This is a genomic window from Otariodibacter oris, from assembly GCF_009684715.1.
Lineage (GTDB): Bacteria > Pseudomonadota > Gammaproteobacteria > Enterobacterales > Pasteurellaceae > Otariodibacter > Otariodibacter oris.
The window spans coordinates 530,657-553,055 of the sequence record NZ_CP016604.1; the positions used below are offsets into that span (position 1 = coordinate 530,657).

The window sequence follows — 22,399 nt, forward strand, 5'->3', positions numbered from 1 at the left end:
TCGGGGGAAAGTATCCATATATATTTACTAAATATGGGCTTTAAAATGTAATAAATTCAGTTAGAATCAGTCTAATATCAAAATGATGTTTTGTGGGGAAATAAAAAGATGAAAGAATTAAATGAATTAACTGATGCGCAAGTTGAAATTTGTATAAATAGTGGGACAGAAAGACCCTTTACAGGTAAATTTTTGAACGAAGAGCGAGTTGGGACTTATCGTTGTGTCCGTTGTCATAATCCACTATTCCGTTCAGATACTAAATTTGATGCGGGATGTGGGTGGCCTAGTTTTTATGAAACCATTTCAAAGGACTCATTACGCTATTTAGATGATTACAGTTTAGGACATCATCGTACAGAAATTCGTTGTGGTCATTGCGATGCCCATATGGGACATGTTTTCCCTGATGGCCCAGCACCAACAGGATTGCGTTTTTGTTTAAACTCAGTCGCCCTCAATTTTAAATGGGATGAGACAGGTGAGGAAATTGACGGATAAGTTCCCCAGATTGCAAAATGTCAGAATGCACGTACAATGGTATGCGAAAGCGCAACAAATTTGTCTATGAATCAACTTATTAACCGCCTTAACTGGCGGTTTTATTTTTTAAGGAAACCTTATGTTTACATCCCATGTAGAATCCATTCAAGCAACATCTAAAGTTAAATTGATTGTGATTCCACTTATTATCGCTTTACTTTGTGTCGTACTTATCCCTTTAATTGCTGGAATAGGTATCGTATTGCTTATGCCACAAACTGAAGAAGCGATGATTAGCCCATCAAGTACATTATCTATGATTTTGAATGTGCTTTTATCCTTATTAGTCATTCGCTTTATGGGTAAAGTGAAATTATCCACATTAGGTTTAACCACCAACAAACTTGTTAAGAATATATTGATTGGTATCTTTGGTGGATTTTTAGCAATTACTGTTGTCACTTTGCTTATAGCTGCTTTGGGCGGAATTGATTTAATCTTTAATTTTAAGCCTGAATATCTAGGTACACTAATCCTAGGCGTTATCTTCTTTGCTTTTCAAGGAACTTTTGAAGAATTGATATATCGAGGTTATCTTATGCCTTATTTTTCAAAAGCCATGAAACAATTCTGGGCAATTATTATAACCAGTATTTTGTTTATGCTGATGCATGGTTTAAACCCAAATATGACAGCTTTGCCTGTGATTAACTTAATGTTAGCAAGTGTTGTTTTTTCTCTAATTTATGTCTTGTCTGGAAATTTATTACTCGTAGGCTTCGCACACGGTACGTGGAATTATCTACAAGGTTTTTTCTATGGTTCAGAAGTATCGGGTAACCATATTCAAGAGTCAGTATTCACTGCAATAGCTCAACCAAATAAAGATTTAATTTCTGGTGGTGGATTTGGATTCGAGGGGGGAATCATTACTAGCCTACTGGGCGTTATCTTAATTATTCTTCTGGGTGTAGCGATAAAGAAAAAACATCTTCCATCATAAAATGTATTAAGAAACCAGAAATAAATAAAAGACCTTAATGTTTCAATGTTAAGGTCTTTTTAGTTTAGTGTAGATTAAAGTATTAATTCTTACTCTTCTTCAAATTTTTTTGCTTTATATTTCGGATTCATTAAATTTTCAACAGAAAGAATATCGTCTAATTCAGCTTCTGTGAGCAATCCTCTTTCTAAAACAACTTCTCGTACACTCTTACCTGTTTTAGCACAGATTTTACCGACGACATCACCTTCGTGGTGACCAATGAATGGATTGAGGTAGGTAACGATACCGATAGAATTAAATACGTAGTTCTCACACACTTCTTTATTCACAGTAATACCATCAATACATTTATCACGAAGATTGACGCAAGCATTGGATAAAATCTCAATAGATTCAAACATTGCTTGCCCAATAACAGGCTCCATTACATTTAATTGTAACTGCCCTGCTTCAGCTGCAAAGGTAATCGTCGCATCGTTTCCGATCACTTTAAAGCAAACTTGATTAACCACTTCAGGCACCACTGGATTGACTTTAGCTGGCATAATTGATGAGCCTGCTTGCAATTCAGGTAAATTAATTTCATTTAAGCCAGCACGAGGACCAGAAGAGAGCAGACGTAAATCGTTACAGACTTTGGAAAGTTTTACCGCGGTGCGTTTTAATGCACCATGCACCATGACATAAGCACCACAGTCTGAGGTTGCCTCAATTAAATTTTCAGATAGTACACAAGGAAGTTGAGTAACTTCAGAGAGATATTTAACAGCAAGTTCAGAATAACCTTCTGGAGTATTCACACCTGTACCAATTGCAGTTGCACCTAAATTGACTTCTAATAATAACTCAGCAGTACGTTTTAGATTTTTGATTTCTTCATCAAGTAAAACAGAAAATGCTTTAAATTCTTGTCCTACTGTCATTGGTACTGCATCTTGTAGCTGTGTTCTTCCCATTTTTAAAATTTTTGAGAATTCTTCTGCTTTATTATCAAATGCTTGTTGTAGATAGAGGACTTTAACAATCAATTGCATAATGCTGTTGTACACAGCAATTCGGAATCCCGTAGGGTAAGCATCATTAGTCGATTGGCTTGCGTTAACATGATCCATTGGATTAATGTATTGATATTCACCTTTTTGATGCCCCATAATTTCAAGGGCTAAATTTGCCACCACTTCATTGGTATTCATATTAACAGAAGTACCTGCACCACCTTGATAGACATCTGAAGGGAACTGATCCATACAACGCCCATTTACGAGAATTTCATCACAAGCTTGAACAATCGCTTTAGCTATTTTCTTTGGAATTGCACCAAGTTCTCCATTGGCTAAGGCAGTCGCCTTTTTTACCATTACCATACCGCGCACAAATTCGGGAACGTCGGAAATGACATTTTTCGATATATTGAAATTTTCAATCGCTCTTAGTGTATGGATTCCCCAATAAACATCATTTGGTACTTCACGTTCGCCGAGTAGATCAACTTCAATTCTTGTATTATTCACGATATATTCCTTCTATTAATAGTGACAATTTTGGGCGGATCATACTGGCTTACACCGAGAAAAAATGCGATCTAGATCATATTTTGGGGATGAGTGGGCTGATATAAATTGTCATCTCAGATTAGTTTTTTTTATGAATAATCAGGATGAAAGCACACAAGCGTTGTGTGCTTATCAAAATTGAGAGGAGCGTAAAGCTAATCGATGGCATAGCCTTGTTTTGATAGTAGTTCTCCATCTAAGTAAGCTTTACCATCAATACAAGATAAACGATCCGAACAGAACCATTCCACAACGAGCGGATAGCATCGATGTTCTTGTTCATGTACTCGTTGTATAACATCCTCTAATGTATCATCAGGATAAATCGGCACTTTTGCTTGTAACACAACAGACCCACCATCCACTTCTTCATTAACAAAATGAATACTCATACCATGTTCAGTATCCCCTGCTTCCATTGCGCGTTGATGAGTATGTAGCCCTGCATATTTAGGTAATAAAGAAGGATGAATATTGAGGATTTTTCCTTCAAAGTGTTGGGTGAATTGAGCGGTTAAAATTTTCATGTAGCCAGCTAAAACAATCAAATCAGCGCCAAGCTCATCAATTTTTGATGCAATTGCACTATCCATCGATTGATTGCTATCGAAATCTTTACGCGAAAAAACGAAATGTGGAATATTGGCTTTTTCTGCTCTGACTAACCCATAAGCATCAGCTTTATTGGATATGACTGCACAAATTTGACCGTTAATTTTGCCACGCTCAATCGTATCCATAATGGATTGTAAGTTGGTACCATTACCTGAAATGAGTACAACAATATTTTTTTTCATAATTCTATTAAAAACTAACCGCTTGTATCTTATCAGGTACAAGCGGTCAGTTCATTTGCCTTATTTAAACAATTTCAACTTGTTCAGAACCTGATTCTAAGTTCTCAATTTTACCGATAACCCAAGCGTCTTCACCCGCTTGTTTTAGAAGGGTGAGTGCTGTATCTACATCTGCTTCTGGTAATGCAATTACCATACCTACACCACAGTTAAAGGTGCGATACATTTCATAACGGCTGATGTTACCTTTATCTTGTAGCCATTTGAATGCAGGTTGCCATTCCCAGCTTTTCTCATCGATCACAGCTTTAACATTCTTCGGTAATACACGAGGGATATTCTCCCAGAATCCACCACCCGTAAGATGAGCAATGGCATGAACCTCAACTTTTTTGATTAATTGAAGGACTGATTTAACATAAATTTTAGTTGGAGAAAGGAGATGCTCGCTTAATGATTTGCCTTCAAGCAGATCGTCAGCTTTTGCGCCACTGACTTCTAACACTTTACGAATTAATGAATAGCCGTTTGAATGAGGACCACTTGATCCAAGAGCAATTAAAGTATCGCCTACTTTAACATTTGAACCATCAATAATTTCTGATTTTTCAACGACACCAACACAGAAACCCGCAAGGTCATAATCGCCTTCATGGTACATTCCTGGCATTTCTGCTGTTTCACCGCCAACTAATGCACATCCAGATTGTTCACAACCATCAGCAATCCCTTTAATTACAGAGCTAGCTACATCGACATTGAGTTTACCTGTTGCATAGTAATCAAGAAAGAATAATGGTTCAGCGCCTTGAACAACTAAATCGTTAACACACATCGCCACCAAGTCGATACCAATGGTGTCATGTTTATTCAAATCAATCGCAAGGCGTAATTTAGTTCCAACCCCATCAGTACCCGAAACTAAAATAGGTTCTTTGTATTTAGTTGGCAAAGCACATAAAGCACCAAAACCGCCTAATCCCCCCATTACTTCTGGACGATGAGTACGTTTTACGTCACCTTTGATACGTTCGACCAATTCATTACCAGCGTGAATATCTACGCCTGCATCCTTATAACTTAGTTGTGTTGTCACAGAAAAGACCTCAATGAAATAAAAAATTTTTCGAATTATAACATTAAGCAAACGGTTGCGATAGGGAATAAGCGTAAATCTAGTATTCATATGAAAGGATAACAATAATGCACTAAATAAAAAAATAATTTGCTAAAAGGTTGAAGTTCTGATATTTATACGCGCTTTTAAAAAGCCATAACCCTAAAAGAGCTTTAGATGTACTCTTAAGGAAGATCACAAAAACAGGAGTGACCTTATGACACAAGCGTCAAATACAAATTCGCTTAGTTTGTTAGCCATTGCAGGCGTAACCCCTTACCAATTAGGTAAAGATGAAGAGTATATGAATGATGCTCAGATTGAGCATTTTCGTAAAATTTTAAAGGCGTGGCATGCTCAAATTATAGAAGAAGCGGAGCGTACTAAAATCCAAATGCAGGATGATGTAACAAATTTTGCGGATCCATCAGATAGAGCAACTCAAGAAGAAGAATTTAGCTTAGAGTTACGTAATCGTGATCGTGAACGTAGATTGCTTAAAAAAATTGAACAAACTCTAGTAAAACTGGATTCTGGTGATTATGGATATTGCGATGCTTGTGGTATTGAAATTGGCTTAAAACGTTTAGAAGCTCGCCCAACCGCTGATCTATGTATTGATTGTAAAACACTCGCAGAAATCCGTGAAAAACAAATGGGCGGTTAATTAATGATGATGTGGTGTTTAGATAAGCACCACATTTCTTGTTTAATTAGCATAAAATTTGAGGTGTACTATTTTTAATTACATTAAATCTCTTCTTTCTCGACAAAAAAAGGAAAGAAAACAACCGCTTGTTGAAACAACAAGTTATCCAAATAAAAATAAGGTTGAGATTTCGGAGTCTAAACCATCAGTCTTAAAGAGTGCTGATAAGGCGGTATCTTCGCCAAAGAAAAAATACAAATCAAAATCTTCTTCAAAATCTCAAGCTTCTCAATCCCACATTATTCATAAGCAGTTTACTGTAGATGCAAAAAAATATGGTATCACGGTAAAAAATTTTCCTAGTAATGCGATTACGGTAGTCAATAAACTGCAAAGAGCAGGTTATGAAGCTTATTTAGTTGGTGGCTGTATTCGTGATCTGTTGTCAGGAGAAAAAGCAAAAGATGTTGATATTGCAACAAATGCAAAACCTGAAGAGATCCAGAAAGTTTTTGGTCGTCAATGTCGTTTAATTGGTAGACGATTCCGTTTAGCCCACATTATGTTTGGGCGTGAAATTTATGAAGTCGCGACATTCCGAGCAGATCATGCAGAAAATGCCTCTGAAAAAATTTATAAGACGAGTGAATCAGGCTTAGTCCTTCGTGATAATGTGTATGGTACATTGCGTGAAGATGCTGAACGTCGTGATTTTAGCGTGAATGCACTCTACTACGATGTCAAAAATCAACTTATTTTTGATTTTTACCATGGAATAGACGATCTAAAAGCAGGGCGTTTGCGTTTAATTGGTGAACCAAAGATTCGTTACCAAGAAGATCCTGTCAGAATGCTTAGAGCGATTCGCTTTATGGCAAAATTGGATATGTTTTTAGATAAAGCCAGCGATGAACCAATTAAATCCATGGCACCTTTATTACAATCGATTCCAGCAGCTCGATTATTTGAAGAATCATTAAAGTTATTGCAATCTGGCTATGGCTTAAAAACTTATGAATTATTACGCCAGTATGGTTTATTCGAACAGCTTTTCCCAACCTTAGCTGTTCATTTTACTGAAAAGCAAGATTCAAATGCTGAACGCATGATTGTGAAAGCATTGGGTTCAACGGATGATCGTATTCGTGATAATTTACGAATTAATCCAGCATTCTTATTTGCGGCGTTATTCTGGTATCCATTGCGTGAAAAAATTGATGAATTGAAAAATGAAGGTGGATTAAATACTCATGATGCAATGCTTTTGGCGGCAAATGAGATTTTATCCGAGGCTTGTCGTAGAGTAGCGTTACATCGCAGACATACCGCCGTTATTCGTGATATTTGGGCATTACAATTCCAATTCCCTAAACGTACAGGTAAACGTCCTCAACAAACTCTAGGGCATATCAAATTCAGAGCAGGATTTGACTTGTTAGTGATGCGTGCAGAATTAGAAGGTGGTGACTTAGTTGAGTTAAGTGCTTGGTGGCATGAATATCAATTAAGTAATGAATCACAGCGTTCAACCTTGCTTAATGGTGTTAAAACTGCACATTCTCATTCAGATGATGAACCGAAGAAGAAACGTAAACCTCGTCGTCGTTTCCATCGTAAGAAAAAAGCGAAAAAAGTAGAGGAATAGCGAAAAATGCAAACGGTGTATGTTGCTCTGGGTTCAAATTTAGATAATCCGCAGGAACAATTAAAGCAAGCGGTCAGATCATTGCAGAGTTTTGCACATAATTTTGAGGTTAGCCCTTTTTATAGTAGTAAACCTTTAGGTCCACAAGATCAGCCTGATTATGTCAATGCAGTTGCAAAATTTGATACGGAACTGACCGCTATTCAATTGTTAGATAAGCTGCAATCTATTGAGAATGAACAGGGTAGGGTACGTTTGCGTCGTTGGGGTGAAAGAACCCTAGACTTAGATATTTTGCTCTATGGTAATGAGCAGATAAATTCAGAACGTTTGGTTGTTCCCCATTATGATATGCATAATCGTGAATTTGTGATTGTGCCACTTTACGATCTTTCGCCCGATCTGATTTTACCGACAGGGCAATCTTTGACTTCTCTTTATCAGAACTTTGCACACCATACAATGCATAGATTAGCATGATTGTATTTCTTTAAATTTTTAGAATGCGATAAGTTTTGTGGATTAAGAAAAAAGGCATGATAGTGAATACCATGCCTTTTCTGTTAGTAAGATTATAAAGTAATTAACCCAATAATTTATTCATACGCTTAATAAACGCACTTGGATTTTCTAAAGTACCACGTTCTGCAAGTAATGCTTGTTCAAATAACAATTCAATCCAATCGGTAAATTGATCTTCATCAGCCACATCTGCAACACGTTTTACCATTGCGTGATCAGGGTTAAGCTCAAAGGTATATTTCACTTCTGGTGCTTGTTGTCCCATAGCTGCAAAGAGTTTCGCCATTTGTGTACCCATTTCATCGCTGTCCGTTGAAACGACCGCTGGTGTGTCTGTTAAGCGGTGAGTTAATACCACTTTTTTGACACGATCGCCTAAGTAGTTTTTGGCACGTTCGATGAAAGATGCAAATTCTTGCTCTTGAGCTTTTTGGCTTTCTTCTTCCTCTTTATCCGCTAAATCGCCTAAATCTAAATCTGATTTAGTGATGCTTTGGAGTGGTTTACCATCAAATTCAGTTAGGTAGCTTAACATCCATTCATCAATACGATCAGAAAGTAATAAGACTTCGATCTCTTTTTTGTTGAATAATTCTAAATGCGGGCTATTTTTTGCCGCTTGATAGCTATCAGCCGTTAAGACGTAAATCGCTTTTTGTCCTTCTTTCATTCTTGCAACATAATCACTTAAACTGACCGCTTGTTCACTGCTATCAGTGTGTGTTGAAGCAAAACGGAGTAATCCAGCCACTTGATCTTTATTGCTAAAGTCTTCACCAACCCCTTCTTTTAAGACTAAACCGAATTCTTTCCAGAATTGTTGATATTGTTCTGGGCTATCTTTTGCTAATTTTTCTAACATTTGAAGCGTGCGTTTAGTTAATGCTGAACGTAATGCTGCTGTTGTTTTGTTATCTTGTAAGATTTCACGAGATACATTTAATGGCAAGTCGTTAGAGTCGAGCAAACCACGCATAAAGCGTAAGTAATTTGGCATAAAGACTTCGGCATCATCCATAATGAAGACACGTTGTACATAAAGTTTTAAACCGTGTTTTTGATCACGATTGAACATATCCCACGGTGCTTTACTTGGGATATAAAGTAGGCTCGTGTATTCTTGCTTACCTTCTACTTTGTTATGAGACCATAAAAGTGGATCGGAGAAATCGTGGCTAATGTGTTTATAGAATTCTTTATATTCTTCGTCAGTGATTTCATTTTTTGCACGAGTCCAAAGGGCTTGAGCTTTATTGATTTTTTCCCATTTTTTACCTGTTTCTTTGCCTTCGTCATCGTATTCTTTGGTTTCGATTTCTACTGGTAAACCGATATGATCAGAATATTTACCAATGATTTCACGCAAACGCCATTCGCCTAAAAATTCTTTTTCATCTTCACGAAGGTAAAGAATAACGTCAGTACCACGATCTGCTTTTTCAATATCTGAAACAGTGTAATCGCCTTCGCCTGCTGATTCCCATTCTACCCCTTGAGATTTATCTAAACCTGCACCACGAGTGCGGACAACCACTTTGTCTGCAACGATAAATGATGAATAGAAACCTACCCCAAATTGCCCGATAAGTTGGCTATCTTTCGCTTGATCTGAGCCTAACGCGTTTAAAAATTCTTTTGTACCTGATTTTGCGATAGTACCGAGGTGATCGATAACTTGTTCACGGCTCATACCGATACCATTATCGCTGATGGTAATTGTGCCAAGAGTTTCATCTACACTAATACGTACACGCAATTCGCCATTGCCTTCGTAAAGTTCTGGATTTGAAAGGGCTTTAAAGCGAAGTTTATCGGCAGCGTCCGATGCGTTAGAGATTAATTCACGTAAGAAAATTTCTTTGTTGGAGTAAAGTGAGTGGATCATTAATTGAAGTAATTGTTTTACTTCCGATTGAAAACTGTGTGTTTGTTGATTTGTACTCATATAATCCTCTTAATTTTGCAAAAAATAAGCGGGATCTCACCGCTTGTTGTTTATCTGAAAACGTTGGATAGATGGGGGATAAAAACTAGAATTCAAGAGAGAAATTGTTGGATCTTTAGCAATTTGAGTTAGGGCAAGTGAAACTATATACATTATACTGTGTCTGTTACAAAGTTCTATTTAGTTATAAAAAAGGAAAATAAAATGAATAATAATTTTGAAGATATTGCTTTTAATCGTAGATCAATTAAAGTCTTTGATGAAAATGTGAAAATTAGTCATGAAGAAATGCTTGAGATGATTACAAAGGCAACAAAAGCCCCATCTTCTGTCAATATGCAACCATGGCGATTTGTTGTAGTTGACAGTGAAAAAGGTAAAGACACCTTAAGACCACTAGTTCGTTTTAATACAAGACAGAATGATACTTCTGCTGCGATGGTTGTGATTTTCGGGGATATGCAGTGTTATGAAAAAGGTGAGCAAATTTATTCTCAAGCAGTACAAGAAGGAATAATGCCAGAATCAGTTAAAACTGAATTGCTAGGTTTATTTATGCCTTTCTATAAAAATGCACCGAAGCAAAAAATGAATGATATTGTGAAAATAGATTCTAGTTTAGCAGCAATGCAATTTATGTTAGTCGCAAGATCTCATGGCTATGACACTAACCCGATCGGTGGTTTTGAAGAAGATAAAATTGCAGCAGCGTTAGGTTTAGATGCAGAAAGATATGTTCCCATTATGATTGTAGCAATTGGTAAAGCAAATTATGAATCACATGGATCTGTGAGACTTGATGCAAAAGAAGTAACTCAGTTTATTTAAGATAAAAATAGGTAGTATTTTTAAAAACAGGCGAAAGATTATATCTTCGCCTGTTTTTTATTAGCACAGTTCTAGCTTACTAAGATAATTTGTAGGAATTAAAACTCATCAGAACAACTTTGATTTACGCATCAAATCACTAAACAACACTTGTCAGCTTGTTTATTGCTCAATTTTAGATTTTGAGCAATATGTCACTCAGTTATATAATGAGGTCCTTTTATCAGAGATATTATGCAAAATTTATATAACTCCCCCCAGAGATGAAAATAGATAGGTGAAGTATGAGTGTAAATAATGAACAAGGCTATACATGGATACCTACATTTAAAGCTATCGCAGATTGGCTAGTAGATTATAAGGATAGACAGGAAGAGCTAATCGATATTTTGATTGAAATTGGTGTTGGTAATGGACTTAAAGATGTTGATAGTGATGGTAAAAAGAGCACATTAAAAGAAATAGATCCTTTTACATTCATTGCTTTAATTTTAAAATTTGGAGATGAAAAGAGAAAAACATTTATTAGTAATCTAATTAAGAAAATGGGTATACAGATCCCCATACCTAAGGATTTTTATGGTGTACCGAAATCTCAACAAGTAAATGCCTGGCTATTTCCTTCAAAAGATCAACGTTCTGATGATTCAATACCATTACTTTGGAAGTTTTTTGAGCAAATAAGAAATGGTAAGATTGATGATGATACCTTCGATAAAGTTCTTAAAATCAAAAAAGTGGGTTTCGATAAACTGACTCAAAATATCTTCTATATTAATCCTTCTAAGTATTTACCCATAGACTCTCAAACCAGACCTTTTTTAATCTCCCTAAGGCTAAATGTCCCCAAGAACAATAAAAATGAAAAACTTGCTAATTATCAACGATGTCTAGATGAAGTTAGAATCAAAACTAACAATAAGCCATTTTGGGAAATATCCTATGAAGCATGGATTGAAAACCAAAATAGTAAAAAATACAAAAAACAAGTTCAGTCACCACAGGTAAACACTCAAATGAAACAAAATTCAAAATCAAATAATACCACAACAATACCTCTAAATCGCATCTTATACGGACCTCCTGGCACGGGTAAAACCTATAAAACGACGGAACTTGCCGTAGAATGTGTAGATCCTAATTGGTACGCTAAGCTAACACAGCAATATCCTGAACCAGAACAGTATAGTGTAGAGAGAAGAAATAAGTTGAAAGTTAGGTATGATGAGCTAACTGCTGAGGGGCGTATTGCTTTTACAACGTTTCATCAAAGTTTTGCTTATGAGGACTTTATAGAGGGTATCCGAGCAGAAATTGATGAAGAAACTAAGCAAGTTTATTATAGTGTAGAAGATGGGGTTTTTAAAAGGTTAGCAAATGCATCTCTTAATGAAACAATGAGGGAGCGTTTAGTCGACTTATCTAAAGAACCCAATATTTGGAAAATATCCTTAGGTAGAAGAGAGGAAGCTGAGTTTCGTAAAGCATGTATAGAGGCTGGAGAAGCAAGGATTGGCTGGAAAGAAGTAGGCGATCTAAATATTGATATTAATGACAAAACAGAGGCTGAAAAAAAGTATTTTTATGATCAGAGTTCACAGAACCAAAATTCAATTACTAACTTTCATGAAAATATTCAAATCGGGGATATAATTGTTTGCTTACAAACGAGAAAATCTATAGAGGCAGTAGGTATAGTTACCTCTGACTACTTTTATGACAAGAATAGCATCGATAAATTTTCTTGTTACCCACATGTTCGTAAAGTTAATTGGTTTTTAAAAAATGTATCAATAGATATATATAGTTTAAACCATAACAAACTATTAGAAATTCCGACATGTGTACCCTTAAAACATTTAAAATGGAGTTCATTATTAGATGAGCTGGAAAGACAAGATTACTTTAAAGATAGATCTGCTCTAGATACCTCTAGACCGAGGGAAAATAATTACATGTTAATTATAGATGAAATCAACCGAGGTAATATTTCCCGTATCTTTGGTGAGCTAATTACATTGCTTGAACCAGATAAGAGAAAAGGTGGCAGTGATGCACGTGAAGTAACGCTTCCTTATTCTAAGGAGAAATTTTCGGTACCATCTAACCTTTATATTTTGGGTACAATGAATACCGCAGATAAATCATTGACTCAATTAGACCTTGCTTTGCGTCGACGTTTTGAATTTAGTGAATTATTGCCTAATCCTCGCTTATTAGAAGGTATTACTGTGCATGGTGTGGATGTATCTGAACTGTTATCGACTATAAATGCCCGTATTGAAGTCTTATTAGATAGAGAACATACAATAGGTCACTCATACTTTTGGACATTAAAAAATTTAGAAAAAGAAGAACAGAAAGAAAAGGAACTAGCTAATATTTTTGAAAAACGCATTATTCCTTTATTACAAGAGTACTTCTTTTCAGATTGGGAGCGTATCGGTTGGGTGTTAAATGATTCTAATAAACAAGCTGATGAGAAATTTATACAAACTGAGAGTTTATCGCCAAAACTAAGTGAGCTGTTTGGTAGTGATATTGAGGGCTTAGTGAACGACCGCCGTTATAAAATTAATGAACGTGCTTTTTCTAAGCCTGAATCGTATCAAAAAATATTGATGCCTCACACCCAACTACCTGAATCATCGGATAGTCAAGAATGATACAGGTAGAAGAATATGCGGAGTTAACCACAAACAGAGATGTTGTGACTAACTCAAAGTTAGCCATCATAAAAAAAGAAACATTTGATTGGTTAGTACAGTTAAGCGAACGTGAAGGGTACGGACGCTTTATTATTTATAAGCGCCCGCAATGGCTTCAATTGCAGTCCTATGTTGGCTATTTACAAAGCCCTCATGGAGAAGCTATTGAAGTACTACCGAAGACAGGATTAGGTTCTAATAATCCATCATTGGCAAGACAAGTTTTGTGTAAAATGCTGTGTTCATCAATGGGGATCTCTCCAAAAGAAATGCATTCGGCAGATTTACAACGTATGAAGTTACCTATCCATGAATGGATATTCAATCAGTTTTTACAAGCATTGAATGATTTAGTCGCATCAGGGTTACGTTTTGATTACCTGAGAATTGCAGAAGAAAGCAATTTTATTCGTGGTCAACTTGATATTGCTAAATAGCAACGACAACCTATTGGGCAGGCTCATCGTTTTCATATTCGCCATGATGTTTATCATCCAGATCGCCTAGAAAATAGACTAATTAAAACAGCCCTTAATTATGTGCAAAGGCTTTGTAAAACTTCGAATAACTGGCGATTGGCAAATGAGCTGTCGCATATTCTTACTCCCATTCACAGTCTAATTAATCCGTTGATAGATTTCCCTAAATGGGAGGATAGCAAAATATTACAATCGTATCGTACGATAAAGCCTTGGTGTAAGCTTATATTAGAGCAAATGAATCCTAATTTTCAAAAGGGTATGCATCAAGGTATTGCCTTATTATTTCCTATGGAAACCCTTTTTGAGAAGCACGTTGCTTATTGTTTAAACGCTAAGATTAAAGCGCCTTTTAATTTGGTATCACAAGCAAAGAACCAATACATGATTTATAGTCGACATACCAAAAATCACTCTCAAAAACGATTTGCCTTAAAGCCTGATTTATTGATTAAAAACTCAAGATTAAATGTATGTGTTATGGATACTAAATGGAAGCTTTTAGACTCTGGTATTAATAAAGACTTTGGTATCAGTCAATCTGATATTTATCAAATGTTTGCCTATGGACATAAGTATCTAAATGCACAGGGTGATATGATGCTTATTTATCCTAAGCATACTAATTTTACTCGTCCCCTAGAATGTTTTTATTTCAATGATGAATTAAGATTGTGGGTAGTACCATTTTGCATAGAACAAGATGAGTTGGTAATTGGAGATTGGCAGAGCCTTTTTTTAAGTTTAGGTATTAACATTTAGGGGATGTTTTGGTTATTTATCAAATATAATAAATTTAACTATCAATATTTAATTTTTAATAGTTAAAGTTTATTGATTTGATAGTTTCACAATGGATGATGTTTACTCTAGAATTCGCCTCACAAAACCAATAACCTATTATTCGAGGAGAATATTTATGTCTAAATGTCCATTTGATCATAATTCAAAAACATTAACAACAGCAGCAGGTGCGCCTGTTGTAGATAACGACAATACTATGTCAGCAGGTCCAAAAGGACCATTACTTTTACAAGATGTTTGGTTTCAAGAAAAACTAGCACATTTCGCCCGTGAGCGTATTCCTGAGCGTGTTGTACATGCTAAAGGCTCAGCAGCATTTGGTACTTTTACCGTTACTCATGATATTACTAAATACACTAAAGCAGCATTATTTAGTGAAGTAGGTAAACAAACCGAAGTCTTATTACGTTTTTCTACTGTAGCTGGTGAGCGTGGGGCAGCCGATGCAGAAAGAGACGTACGTGGTTTTTCATTAAAATTCTATACAGAACAAGGTAACTGGGATTTAGTGGGAAATAACACACCAGTGTTCTTTATTCGTGATCCATTAAAATTCCCTGATTTTATTCATACGCAAAAACGTAATCCGCAAACAAATTTACGTGATGCAAATGCTGCATGGGATTTCTGGTCACGTCACCCTGAATCAATGCACCAAATTATGACGTTATTCAGTGATCGTGGTATTCCTGCAACATTACGTCATATGAATGGTTACGGTAGCCATACATATAGCTTTGTAAATGCAGATAATGAACGTTTTTGGGTGAAATTCCACTTTAAAACTCAACAAGGTCATAAATTCTTTACTAATGAAGAAGCTGCTAAAGTTGTGGGTGAAAACCGTGAATCAAGTCAGCAAGATTTGTATGAGTCTATCGAAAAAGGCGATTTCCCTCGCTGGACTGTACAAGTTCAAATTATGCCTGAAGCAGATGCACACAAGCATAATTATAGTTTTGACTTAACAAAAGTATGGCCACATGCTGATTATCCAGTTATTGAAGTTGGTGTATTAGAGCTAAACCGTAATCCGTCTAACTATTTTGCACAAGTAGAGCAAGCGGCATTTGCACCAAGTAATATCGTACCGGGAATTGGTTTCTCACCAGACCGTATGTTACAAGGTCGTCTGTTCTCTTATCAAGATGCACAGCGTTACCGTTTAGGTGTGAATCATCATCAGATTCCAGTAAACGCACCAAAATGCCCATATCACACAACTCATCGTGATGGTGCAATGCGTATGGATGAAAATGGTGGCGAGCATCCTAACTATGCGCCAAATCGTTTTGACACTTACGTACCAACACATGATCAATTACCATTACAAATTGAACGTGAAGCGGCACATTTTGATTTCCGTGAATATGATGAAGATTACTATTCACAACCAGCTGCACTTTATAATGTGTTTACAGCTGAAGAAAAAGATCGTTTGGCATCAAACTTTGCAGCTGGATTATCAGGTGTAACAGTGCCTGAGATTGTTGAAAGACAAATGACTCATTTTGAAAAAGTGAGTGCAGAATTAGCTAACGCAATTCGTACAAAATTAGCCAAATAATTAAAATAAAATTTCCTCTGTCGTAAATAAAAGCCCCATTTTGAGATCAGCTCAAATTTGGGGCTTTCTTTTGTATTAAAATAAAATCTTTCTAATTAAAATTTATATTCTAATCTTCCTCCGAACTGGGTTTGTTTCAATTTAGCATCAGAAATATCATGTCTATGCTCAACTTTTAAACCTAAAGATAATTGCTCAGTTATTGTAAATTCGCTATCTATTTTCATTAAGAATGCATCACCTTGTTTTCCTGTCATGAAGTCAGAATGTTGTCTTCCATCAGAGATGAGTACATCTTTTCTATCGAGATTGCTATTTTCATAAAATGCGCCAAGATTAAGTGCAACAATTTCATTTTTCCAACCTACATTAGCTCCCATATATTGACTGAATACATTGTATGGCTTCATTGATATATTCCAATCATTACTATGGTCATTTACTTTAGTTTTGATTCTTTGATAATTTATTCCAATTGTTGGTGTTATAGTAATATCATTTAACGGTATTGCATAACCAACTTCACTACCAATTTGGAATTGTTTTGCATTAATACTTGCTATATTTCTTTGTTCAGCAGTGGAAACCTTACCATGATGAATGTGGTATCCAATATGAGAATTAAGAATAATATTATTCCATCTATTGTGTAGCCCTGCTAAGAACGATGTAGATTTGTAGCGAGTTTCACTATAACCATCAGGTGAGCGAGGAGTAACATCTTGTTTGCTAAATCCAATTCCAGCATGCAATTCCATATTTTCTGTTATTGGAGTAAACCCACCAATTAATGTACTGCTTTGTGTAGCCTTATAACCATACCCATAATTGTTGAAGCTCACATCAGATGTATATCTAGAATTACCATTTTGTTGATTAATATAAAAGCCTTTCTTATTTATAGACCAGATATTATCCATAAATTGTCTGCGAATTGTATCTCCTTGATTCAGGATAGCGTTATTTGCCACAAGATAAGATGGAACTTTTTGATTAATAGCAACACGATATTCTTGTCCTGCTAAATTGAGTGCATCTTCTGTAGATAATGTAGGTTTGTCTTCTGTTGAAATAGAAGAGCCTGTGTCAGTTGCTACTTTGATTATTGGGTCTGGGTTTTCTCCATTTTCATTAACAAGTAAGGTTTGTAAACGATAATCAAAGAATCTAGCATTTGGATCATCAAGTTTACTTTGAGCAGTATTTGATACAGATTTGTCCACACCAACAAGAGTATATTGGAATAGATCTGTTTCATCTTTATTTGAATTAAGTCTTTTACCTAAAACAAATTGCTCAGCCGTTGAGTCTCCAAGTACCTGTATTAATGAAATACCCTCATCAGGATCATATTTACCATTATTATTGGTGTCGGAATTGGACTGTCCTTCTCCTAGGAATTGAACATTTACCGGTATTGCTTTTCTTGAAACAACATCGCCATTAATTAATACTTGATCATGTTCCCAAGTAGAAATATCTTCATTTGCATTATTTACTCGTAGTAATAAATTCGCACCTCCATTGAGTACATTAGCAAATTTCATCACTCTACTGCCAAAATTGCCTTCATTTTGTGCAATTCCTGGTTGAATAACACTATTATTTTTCCATGTGCTCTCTGACGTAATAATTGCATTTCCCCCTAAAATTGAATTTTCATCAATTAATAATGCACCGTTGGATAAACTTCCATTTAATTCCACTGCTCCTGATTGAATGTGAGTTTGTCCAGAATGCGATAATGCACCAGTTAGTTTAAGTAGACCATCACCTGATTTGATTAATTCACCTGTACCCGATGAGTTTATATTCAACTGGGTGAGTGAGTTACTATCAGATTGCACACGAATTTTTCCTGTTACATCACTTGATTTAATCGTTGTATTTGTACCACTATCAAGTATAAAGTTGGCATCCTTTGCAATTTGAAGATCATTAATTAGATGTTCAGTATTAGAAGCATAAGTGATAGACCCAGATTTAATATCAACAACATTAAGAATAGAGTTACCATTTAAAGTAAAATTAGAACTATGATCTTCTGGTGTATAGATAAAATCTAAATTTCCCGATTCACTTCCTAAATTACCAGTTAGACTATTTTCACCATTGAGTGTATAAGTTAATTCAGATGGTTTAGTATTATCTTCATTGATAATATTACCTAAAATATCTGAACTTCTAAGACCTGTCGCTGCTTCTGAATCAAGAGATAAAGTAATTGAATTGCCATTTAAATCTAATGTACCATTATTTAAGTTTATATTACTTAAATTAACCTGATCAGGTGAGCCTAATCTGACTTTACCATCTTGTTCTACTGTAACAGAATTAAATGCGGATAATTTCCCATTATTATCAGCTTGTTGGTTTAATGTGGCAGTTCCTTCTTTGACGACAAGATTTGCTAAATTCTCTCCTTTCCCAACTTTAACCATCTCTCCATCACCAATTTTATAGAAAGTTTCTGCAATATTAGAATCTAAAGAGAACTCTTTTTTATCTTCATTATCAGCTCTTATATCTCTATAAATAAGGTTATCGTGCCATACAAGTTCCTGTAAATTCAACCGAACATAGTTAATAGAAGACGCACTCTCTTCGTAAAGTAATCCAATATCTCCATTAGGTAATTCAGTTAAACTATTGTAGGCATAGCTACCCGTAGTAATAGTCGTATTAAATTTCCATTCAATGGTACCATCATCTTGAACCTCACCTAGCCAAACTTTCCCATTACTTCGATTTGAGGCGTGAGGATTAGCAAAAATAACGATTTCTTTACCATCGATTTTTTTTGAATATTTGATAACAGATAGTTGAGAGTATGGTTCTAATAAAACATCATCAATTTGTCTGGTATTTTGCCAAGTATATCCGCCATCTTTACTGGTAGAAATTACAACATAATTATCCATTAGATTTCTAGAGAACATTTTTAGATCGCCATTATCTAACTCGATTACTTGTGACTCAGTCATTTGTTTATTTCGAGTATTTAATTCTCTAGTTCCACCATTTTGATACTCCCATCGATCTATTGGCGATTCTCCACGTGTCCAAGTTTTACCGCCATCATTACTAATTATGACCGCAGGAGATTGTGAATTTAATCCGCCTACATTATTTGTATAATAAACAGGGACGACTAAATTGCCATTTTTGAGTTGAATACCATTACCTGGGCCAGTACCTAAAAATTGCATCCAATCTGCTTTTACTTGTGGGGTAATATCAACAGGACTAGACCATGTTTTTCCATTATCATCACTATGAATCATCCATAGATAACTAGTTATTTTTGCCATTAATGGCGCACTCTGATTTCCTTCATTTTGAGTGTTTAAAAATATATTACCAACCTTGTTGTCACCTCGATATAAATCACCAAGATCTTGATAAGATTTGCTTATATCCCCCTCAACAACTACTTTATAGTCTGTTGGTTGATTACTTTCATCATAGACAATTCCATCATCTCTAACAGTATATTGATTATTGTTTGCATCTGTTAGTAAACGATAGTTTTTACCATCTATATTCTTATAGCCAGTCCCTTCGCTATTAGTTGTTAAACCAAATAGTCCTCGCATTTCTGGGAACATATCTACAATCATAAATATACGCCCTGTATTTTTATCTTGTACTATTTGAGGGTCAATTAAAAATGCAGAATTTTGATTACCATAAGGTTGTGAGATTAAATCAATTAAAACTTGATCATCTTCCCATGTTTTTCCTCCATCCAAACTTCGACGAATAACGGTATCAATATTGCCCCAGTCGTTTGGATGTTGATGACGCTTATCAATAGCGGCGATAACCACATTATCTTTTGTTGTAAATAGAGACGGGATTCTGTAATTATTAGCCCCATTCTGACCAGATATAAATAAAGGCGTAGCTGTCGTTTTATATGTATTAAAGTATTGTTTCTTTCCTAAAGAATAGCTTTGGAATTCTGTTAAATATTTATGCTTTTCTGCAACTTCTTCTGGAGTTAGTACATTTTTATCAAAATCAGCATAAAATATATCACCATTAAAACGCATGGTATTAAAGCCACCAACGGTAGAACGTCTTGTTTCCCCTAAAAATGCATTGGATATATTAGGTATATCTGTAAAAAAGTTAGAATTATTATTAGACAATAATTTTTCACCATCAATATACATCTCAACCTTATTATTGGTTTTATCAAACGTGTAAGTAATATTTCTATATTCATTTGATGATGTTGGGACATTTGTACGAATAACTTCGCTACCTCCATTTCTAATTTCAATTCCGTAGGTGTCTTTCCCAATAGGATTATTAACATATGAATAAAAACTTAGATATTTAGTACTGGAATCAGGATCAGCAACTCCTAGAAATGTGCCAAAGTCACTACCATTTTTAAATCTAAATGTGATTGAGCCATTTTCTAGATTTAGTGTGTTATGGTTTGTAAATTGTGAAGTAAGATCTAAAGGCTTAAATAAGCCTTTAGTACTTGAATATTCAAAAATATAATTATCACTTTCTATTGAAAAAGTATAATTTGTTGTGAATGATGTAATTAACATAGCCAATATTGTTTTTTTCATATACTTTCCTTGTTTAATAATGTGGCAAATAAATTTAATCTTAAATAATGTAACTTATTTGTAAGGTAGAGTAAATTATTTTCTAAATTTTGATTTAGGTTACAAGAGATGATTATTTTACTTATTATTAGCTAATTATATTTAAGGCTTGTTATTTATGAGAAAATTGGTTAAGAATGTGGTTAATTGACTTGGAAATTAGTTTTTTTAAATATCGAAACAGAAAATCGGAGAATGATAGTTTCTCCGATTTTCAAGTTATGTTAATTAAAATTAAAGTGCTTTCAAAATATCTTCAACACGATCTTTCGCATCACCAAATAGCATTTGCGTATTATCTTTGAAGAATAATGGGTTTTGTACCCCAGCATAACCTACAGCCATTGAACGTTTAAACACAACAACATTTTGTGCTTTCCACACTTCTAAAACTGGCATTCCTGCGATTGGACTGTTTGGATCGTCCATTGCAGCTGGGTTTACGGTATCATTTGCACCGATAACCAATACAACGTCAGTATCAGGGAAATCATTATTGATTTCATCCATTTCTAATACGACATCATAAGGCACTTTTGCTTCAGCAAGTAATACGTTCATATGACCAGGTAAACGACCTGCAACTGGGTGAATACCAAAGCGGACATTTACACCACGTTCACGTAATTTTTGAGTGATTTCTGCAACAGGGTATTGAGCTTGTGCAACCGCCATTCCGTATCCTGGAGTAATGATTACAGAGCTTGCTCCTTTAAGCATTTCAGCCACTTCTTCAGCAGTTGTTTCTCTATGTTCACCTTGTTCAGCATCTGAACTAACTTGAACATCGTTACCAAATCCACCAGCAATGACACTGATAAATGAGCGGTTCATTGCTTTACACATAATGTAAGAAAGAATTGCACCTGATGAACCTACTAATGCGCCGGTAACGATCAATAAATCATTATTTAGCATGAAACCAGCAGCTGCAGCAGCCCAACCAGAGTAAGAGTTTAGCATTGATACTACAACGGGCATATCGGCACCACCAATAGATGCCACTAAGTGCCAACCGAATGCTAATGCGATTATAGTCATAATTAATACAGGGAAAATATTATGTGTATTATTTAAGAATACGATAAGTAACAATGCAGATACGATCAACGCCGCTAAATTTAACTTATGGCGATGTGGTAGCATTAGGGCTTTTGAATTAATCTTTCCGCTAAGTTTACCAAAAGCAACAATTGAACCTGTAAATGTTACTGCGCCAATGAAAATTCCTAAAAATACTTCAACGTTATGAATAGTTGCAAGAGTTGCTTGTTCTGCGAGAAATGCTGTTTGTGCCACTGTATCTAAATGAGCAGGCATTATAGCTTCTTGGTGCAAACCATAGCTGTTGAAACCAACTAATACGGCAGCTAGACCTACAAAACTATGTAGAATAGCGACTAGTTCAGGCATTTCTGTCATTTCAACCTTTAATGCTTTGCGTATACCAAGATAACCACCGATAGCCATCGCGATTAAAATAAAGAAAGTCCCTTCTGATTGTGGACCAAAGATTGTGGTAACTAATGCAATCGCCATACCGACAATTCCGTACCAACAACCGGCTTTAGCAGTTTCATGTTTGGATAAACCTGCTAAGCTCATGATAAAGAGAAGTGCAGCGATAACATATGCACCTTGTACGAGACCTAAAGACATTGATTT

Annotated in this window: 14 protein-coding genes and 1 pseudogene; 9 read left to right on the forward strand and 6 right to left on the reverse strand. The window is 35.4% G+C overall.

The genetic code is table 11. From position 1 onward, the window contains the following. Positions 1-108: 108 nt before the first annotated feature. Both msrB and A6A10_RS02495 read left to right on the forward strand, forming a co-directional pair. On the forward strand, positions 109-501 hold the full coding sequence (gene msrB, locus A6A10_RS02490) for a peptide-methionine (R)-S-oxide reductase MsrB (protein ID WP_121123509.1): 393 nt from the start codon (positions 109-111) through the stop codon (positions 499-501). A gap of 121 nt (positions 502-622) precedes the next feature. After that, complete coding sequence (locus A6A10_RS02495) at positions 623-1,486, forward strand: CPBP family intramembrane glutamic endopeptidase (RefSeq protein ID WP_121123511.1); 864 nt, start codon at positions 623-625, stop codon at positions 1,484-1,486. An 89-nt stretch (positions 1,487-1,575) separates the two neighbouring features. Here the strand turns inward: A6A10_RS02495 and aspA are convergent, their stop codons facing one another. The 3 genes from aspA to purM form a co-directional block, all read right to left on the reverse strand. Next, entirely contained in the window at positions 1,576-3,000 is a 1,425-nt protein-coding gene (gene aspA, locus A6A10_RS02500) for an aspartate ammonia-lyase (RefSeq protein WP_121123513.1), read from the reverse strand. A gap of 197 nt (positions 3,001-3,197) precedes the next feature. Further along, positions 3,198-3,839: a phosphoribosylglycinamide formyltransferase gene (gene purN, locus A6A10_RS02505; RefSeq protein ID WP_121123515.1), complete on the reverse strand. Its 642-nt coding sequence runs from the start codon at positions 3,837-3,839 to the stop codon at positions 3,198-3,200. 64 nt (positions 3,840-3,903) lie between these two features. Further along, the gene (gene purM / locus A6A10_RS02510) at positions 3,904-4,935 is read right to left on the reverse strand and encodes a phosphoribosylformylglycinamidine cyclo-ligase (RefSeq protein ID WP_229583613.1); all 1,032 of its coding nucleotides are present in this window, start codon (positions 4,933-4,935) and stop codon (positions 3,904-3,906) included. A 238-nt stretch (positions 4,936-5,173) separates the two neighbouring features. Here purM and dksA point away from each other — a divergent pair, with 238 nt between their 5' ends. From dksA to folK, 3 genes are read left to right on the forward strand one after another with little or no spacing between them, the layout of a single operon-like run. Continuing rightward, complete coding sequence (dksA, locus tag A6A10_RS02515; protein WP_121123518.1) at positions 5,174-5,623, forward strand: RNA polymerase-binding protein DksA; 450 nt, start codon at positions 5,174-5,176, stop codon at positions 5,621-5,623. A 58-nt stretch (positions 5,624-5,681) separates the two neighbouring features. Beyond that, positions 5,682-7,250 (forward strand): polynucleotide adenylyltransferase PcnB, encoded by a 1,569-nt coding sequence (pcnB, locus tag A6A10_RS02520; RefSeq protein WP_121123520.1) that lies wholly within the window; start codon positions 5,682-5,684, stop codon positions 7,248-7,250. Positions 7,251-7,256: 6 nt separating this feature from the next. Then, a complete protein-coding gene (gene folK / locus A6A10_RS02525; RefSeq protein ID WP_121123522.1) occupies positions 7,257-7,730 on the forward strand; it encodes a 2-amino-4-hydroxy-6-hydroxymethyldihydropteridine diphosphokinase in 474 nt (157 codons plus the stop codon). Positions 7,731-7,833: 103 nt separating this feature from the next. Here the strand turns inward: folK and htpG are convergent, their stop codons facing one another. Further along, positions 7,834-9,717, reverse strand: a complete 1,884-nt coding sequence (gene htpG, locus A6A10_RS02530) for a molecular chaperone HtpG (RefSeq protein ID WP_121123524.1) — start codon at positions 9,715-9,717, stop codon at positions 7,834-7,836. Between the two features lie 204 nt (positions 9,718-9,921). On the opposite strand from htpG, the gene A6A10_RS02535 reads away from it, so the two are divergent. From A6A10_RS02535 to A6A10_RS02550, 4 genes and pseudogenes are all read left to right on the forward strand, one after another. Beyond that, entirely contained in the window at positions 9,922-10,545 is a 624-nt protein-coding gene (locus tag A6A10_RS02535) for a nitroreductase family protein (RefSeq protein WP_121123526.1), read from the forward strand. Positions 10,546-10,829: 284 nt separating this feature from the next. Further along, the gene (locus tag A6A10_RS02540) at positions 10,830-13,211 is read left to right on the forward strand and encodes an AAA family ATPase (protein WP_121123528.1); all 2,382 of its coding nucleotides are present in this window, start codon (positions 10,830-10,832) and stop codon (positions 13,209-13,211) included. Further along, positions 13,208-14,494: pseudogene (locus A6A10_RS02545) on the forward strand (McrC family protein). Before A6A10_RS02540 ends, A6A10_RS02545 begins: the two are co-directional and overlap by 4 nt. Before the next feature lie 157 nt (positions 14,495-14,651). After that, the gene (locus A6A10_RS02550) at positions 14,652-16,103 is read left to right on the forward strand and encodes a catalase (protein WP_121123530.1); all 1,452 of its coding nucleotides are present in this window, start codon (positions 14,652-14,654) and stop codon (positions 16,101-16,103) included. Between the two features lie 95 nt (positions 16,104-16,198). Here the strand turns inward: A6A10_RS02550 and A6A10_RS02555 are convergent, their stop codons facing one another. Together A6A10_RS02555 and pntB are read right to left on the reverse strand one after the other, a co-directional pair. Beyond that, complete coding sequence (locus tag A6A10_RS02555) at positions 16,199-20,695, reverse strand: exo-alpha-sialidase (RefSeq protein ID WP_121123531.1); 4,497 nt, start codon at positions 20,693-20,695, stop codon at positions 16,199-16,201. 273 nt (positions 20,696-20,968) lie between these two features. After that, a complete protein-coding gene (pntB, locus tag A6A10_RS02560) occupies positions 20,969-22,393 on the reverse strand; it encodes a Re/Si-specific NAD(P)(+) transhydrogenase subunit beta (RefSeq protein WP_121123533.1) in 1,425 nt (474 codons plus the stop codon). Positions 22,394-22,399: the final 6 nt, after the last annotated feature.

Coding starts and splice junctions, on each gene's coding strand:
- A6A10_RS02535 (WP_121123526.1), top strand. CDS start 9,922: ATGAATAATAATTTTGAAGATATTGCTTTTAATCGTAGATCAATTAAA.
- htpG (WP_121123524.1), bottom strand. CDS start 9,717: ATGAGTACAAATCAACAAACACACAGTTTTCAATCGGAAGTAAAACAA.
- dksA (WP_121123518.1), top strand. CDS start 5,174: ATGACACAAGCGTCAAATACAAATTCGCTTAGTTTGTTAGCCATTGCA.
- A6A10_RS02555 (WP_121123531.1), bottom strand. CDS start 20,695: ATGAAAAAAACAATATTGGCTATGTTAATTACATCATTCACAACAAAT.
- A6A10_RS02550 (WP_121123530.1), top strand. CDS start 14,652: ATGTCTAAATGTCCATTTGATCATAATTCAAAAACATTAACAACAGCA.
- msrB (WP_121123509.1), top strand. CDS start 109: ATGAAAGAATTAAATGAATTAACTGATGCGCAAGTTGAAATTTGTATA.
- purN (WP_121123515.1), bottom strand. CDS start 3,839: ATGAAAAAAAATATTGTTGTACTCATTTCAGGTAATGGTACCAACTTA.
- A6A10_RS02495 (WP_121123511.1), top strand. CDS start 623: ATGTTTACATCCCATGTAGAATCCATTCAAGCAACATCTAAAGTTAAA.
- folK (WP_121123522.1), top strand. CDS start 7,257: ATGCAAACGGTGTATGTTGCTCTGGGTTCAAATTTAGATAATCCGCAG.
- pntB (WP_121123533.1), bottom strand. CDS start 22,393: ATGTCTTTAGGTCTCGTACAAGGTGCATATGTTATCGCTGCACTTCTC.
- A6A10_RS02540 (WP_121123528.1), top strand. CDS start 10,830: ATGAGTGTAAATAATGAACAAGGCTATACATGGATACCTACATTTAAA.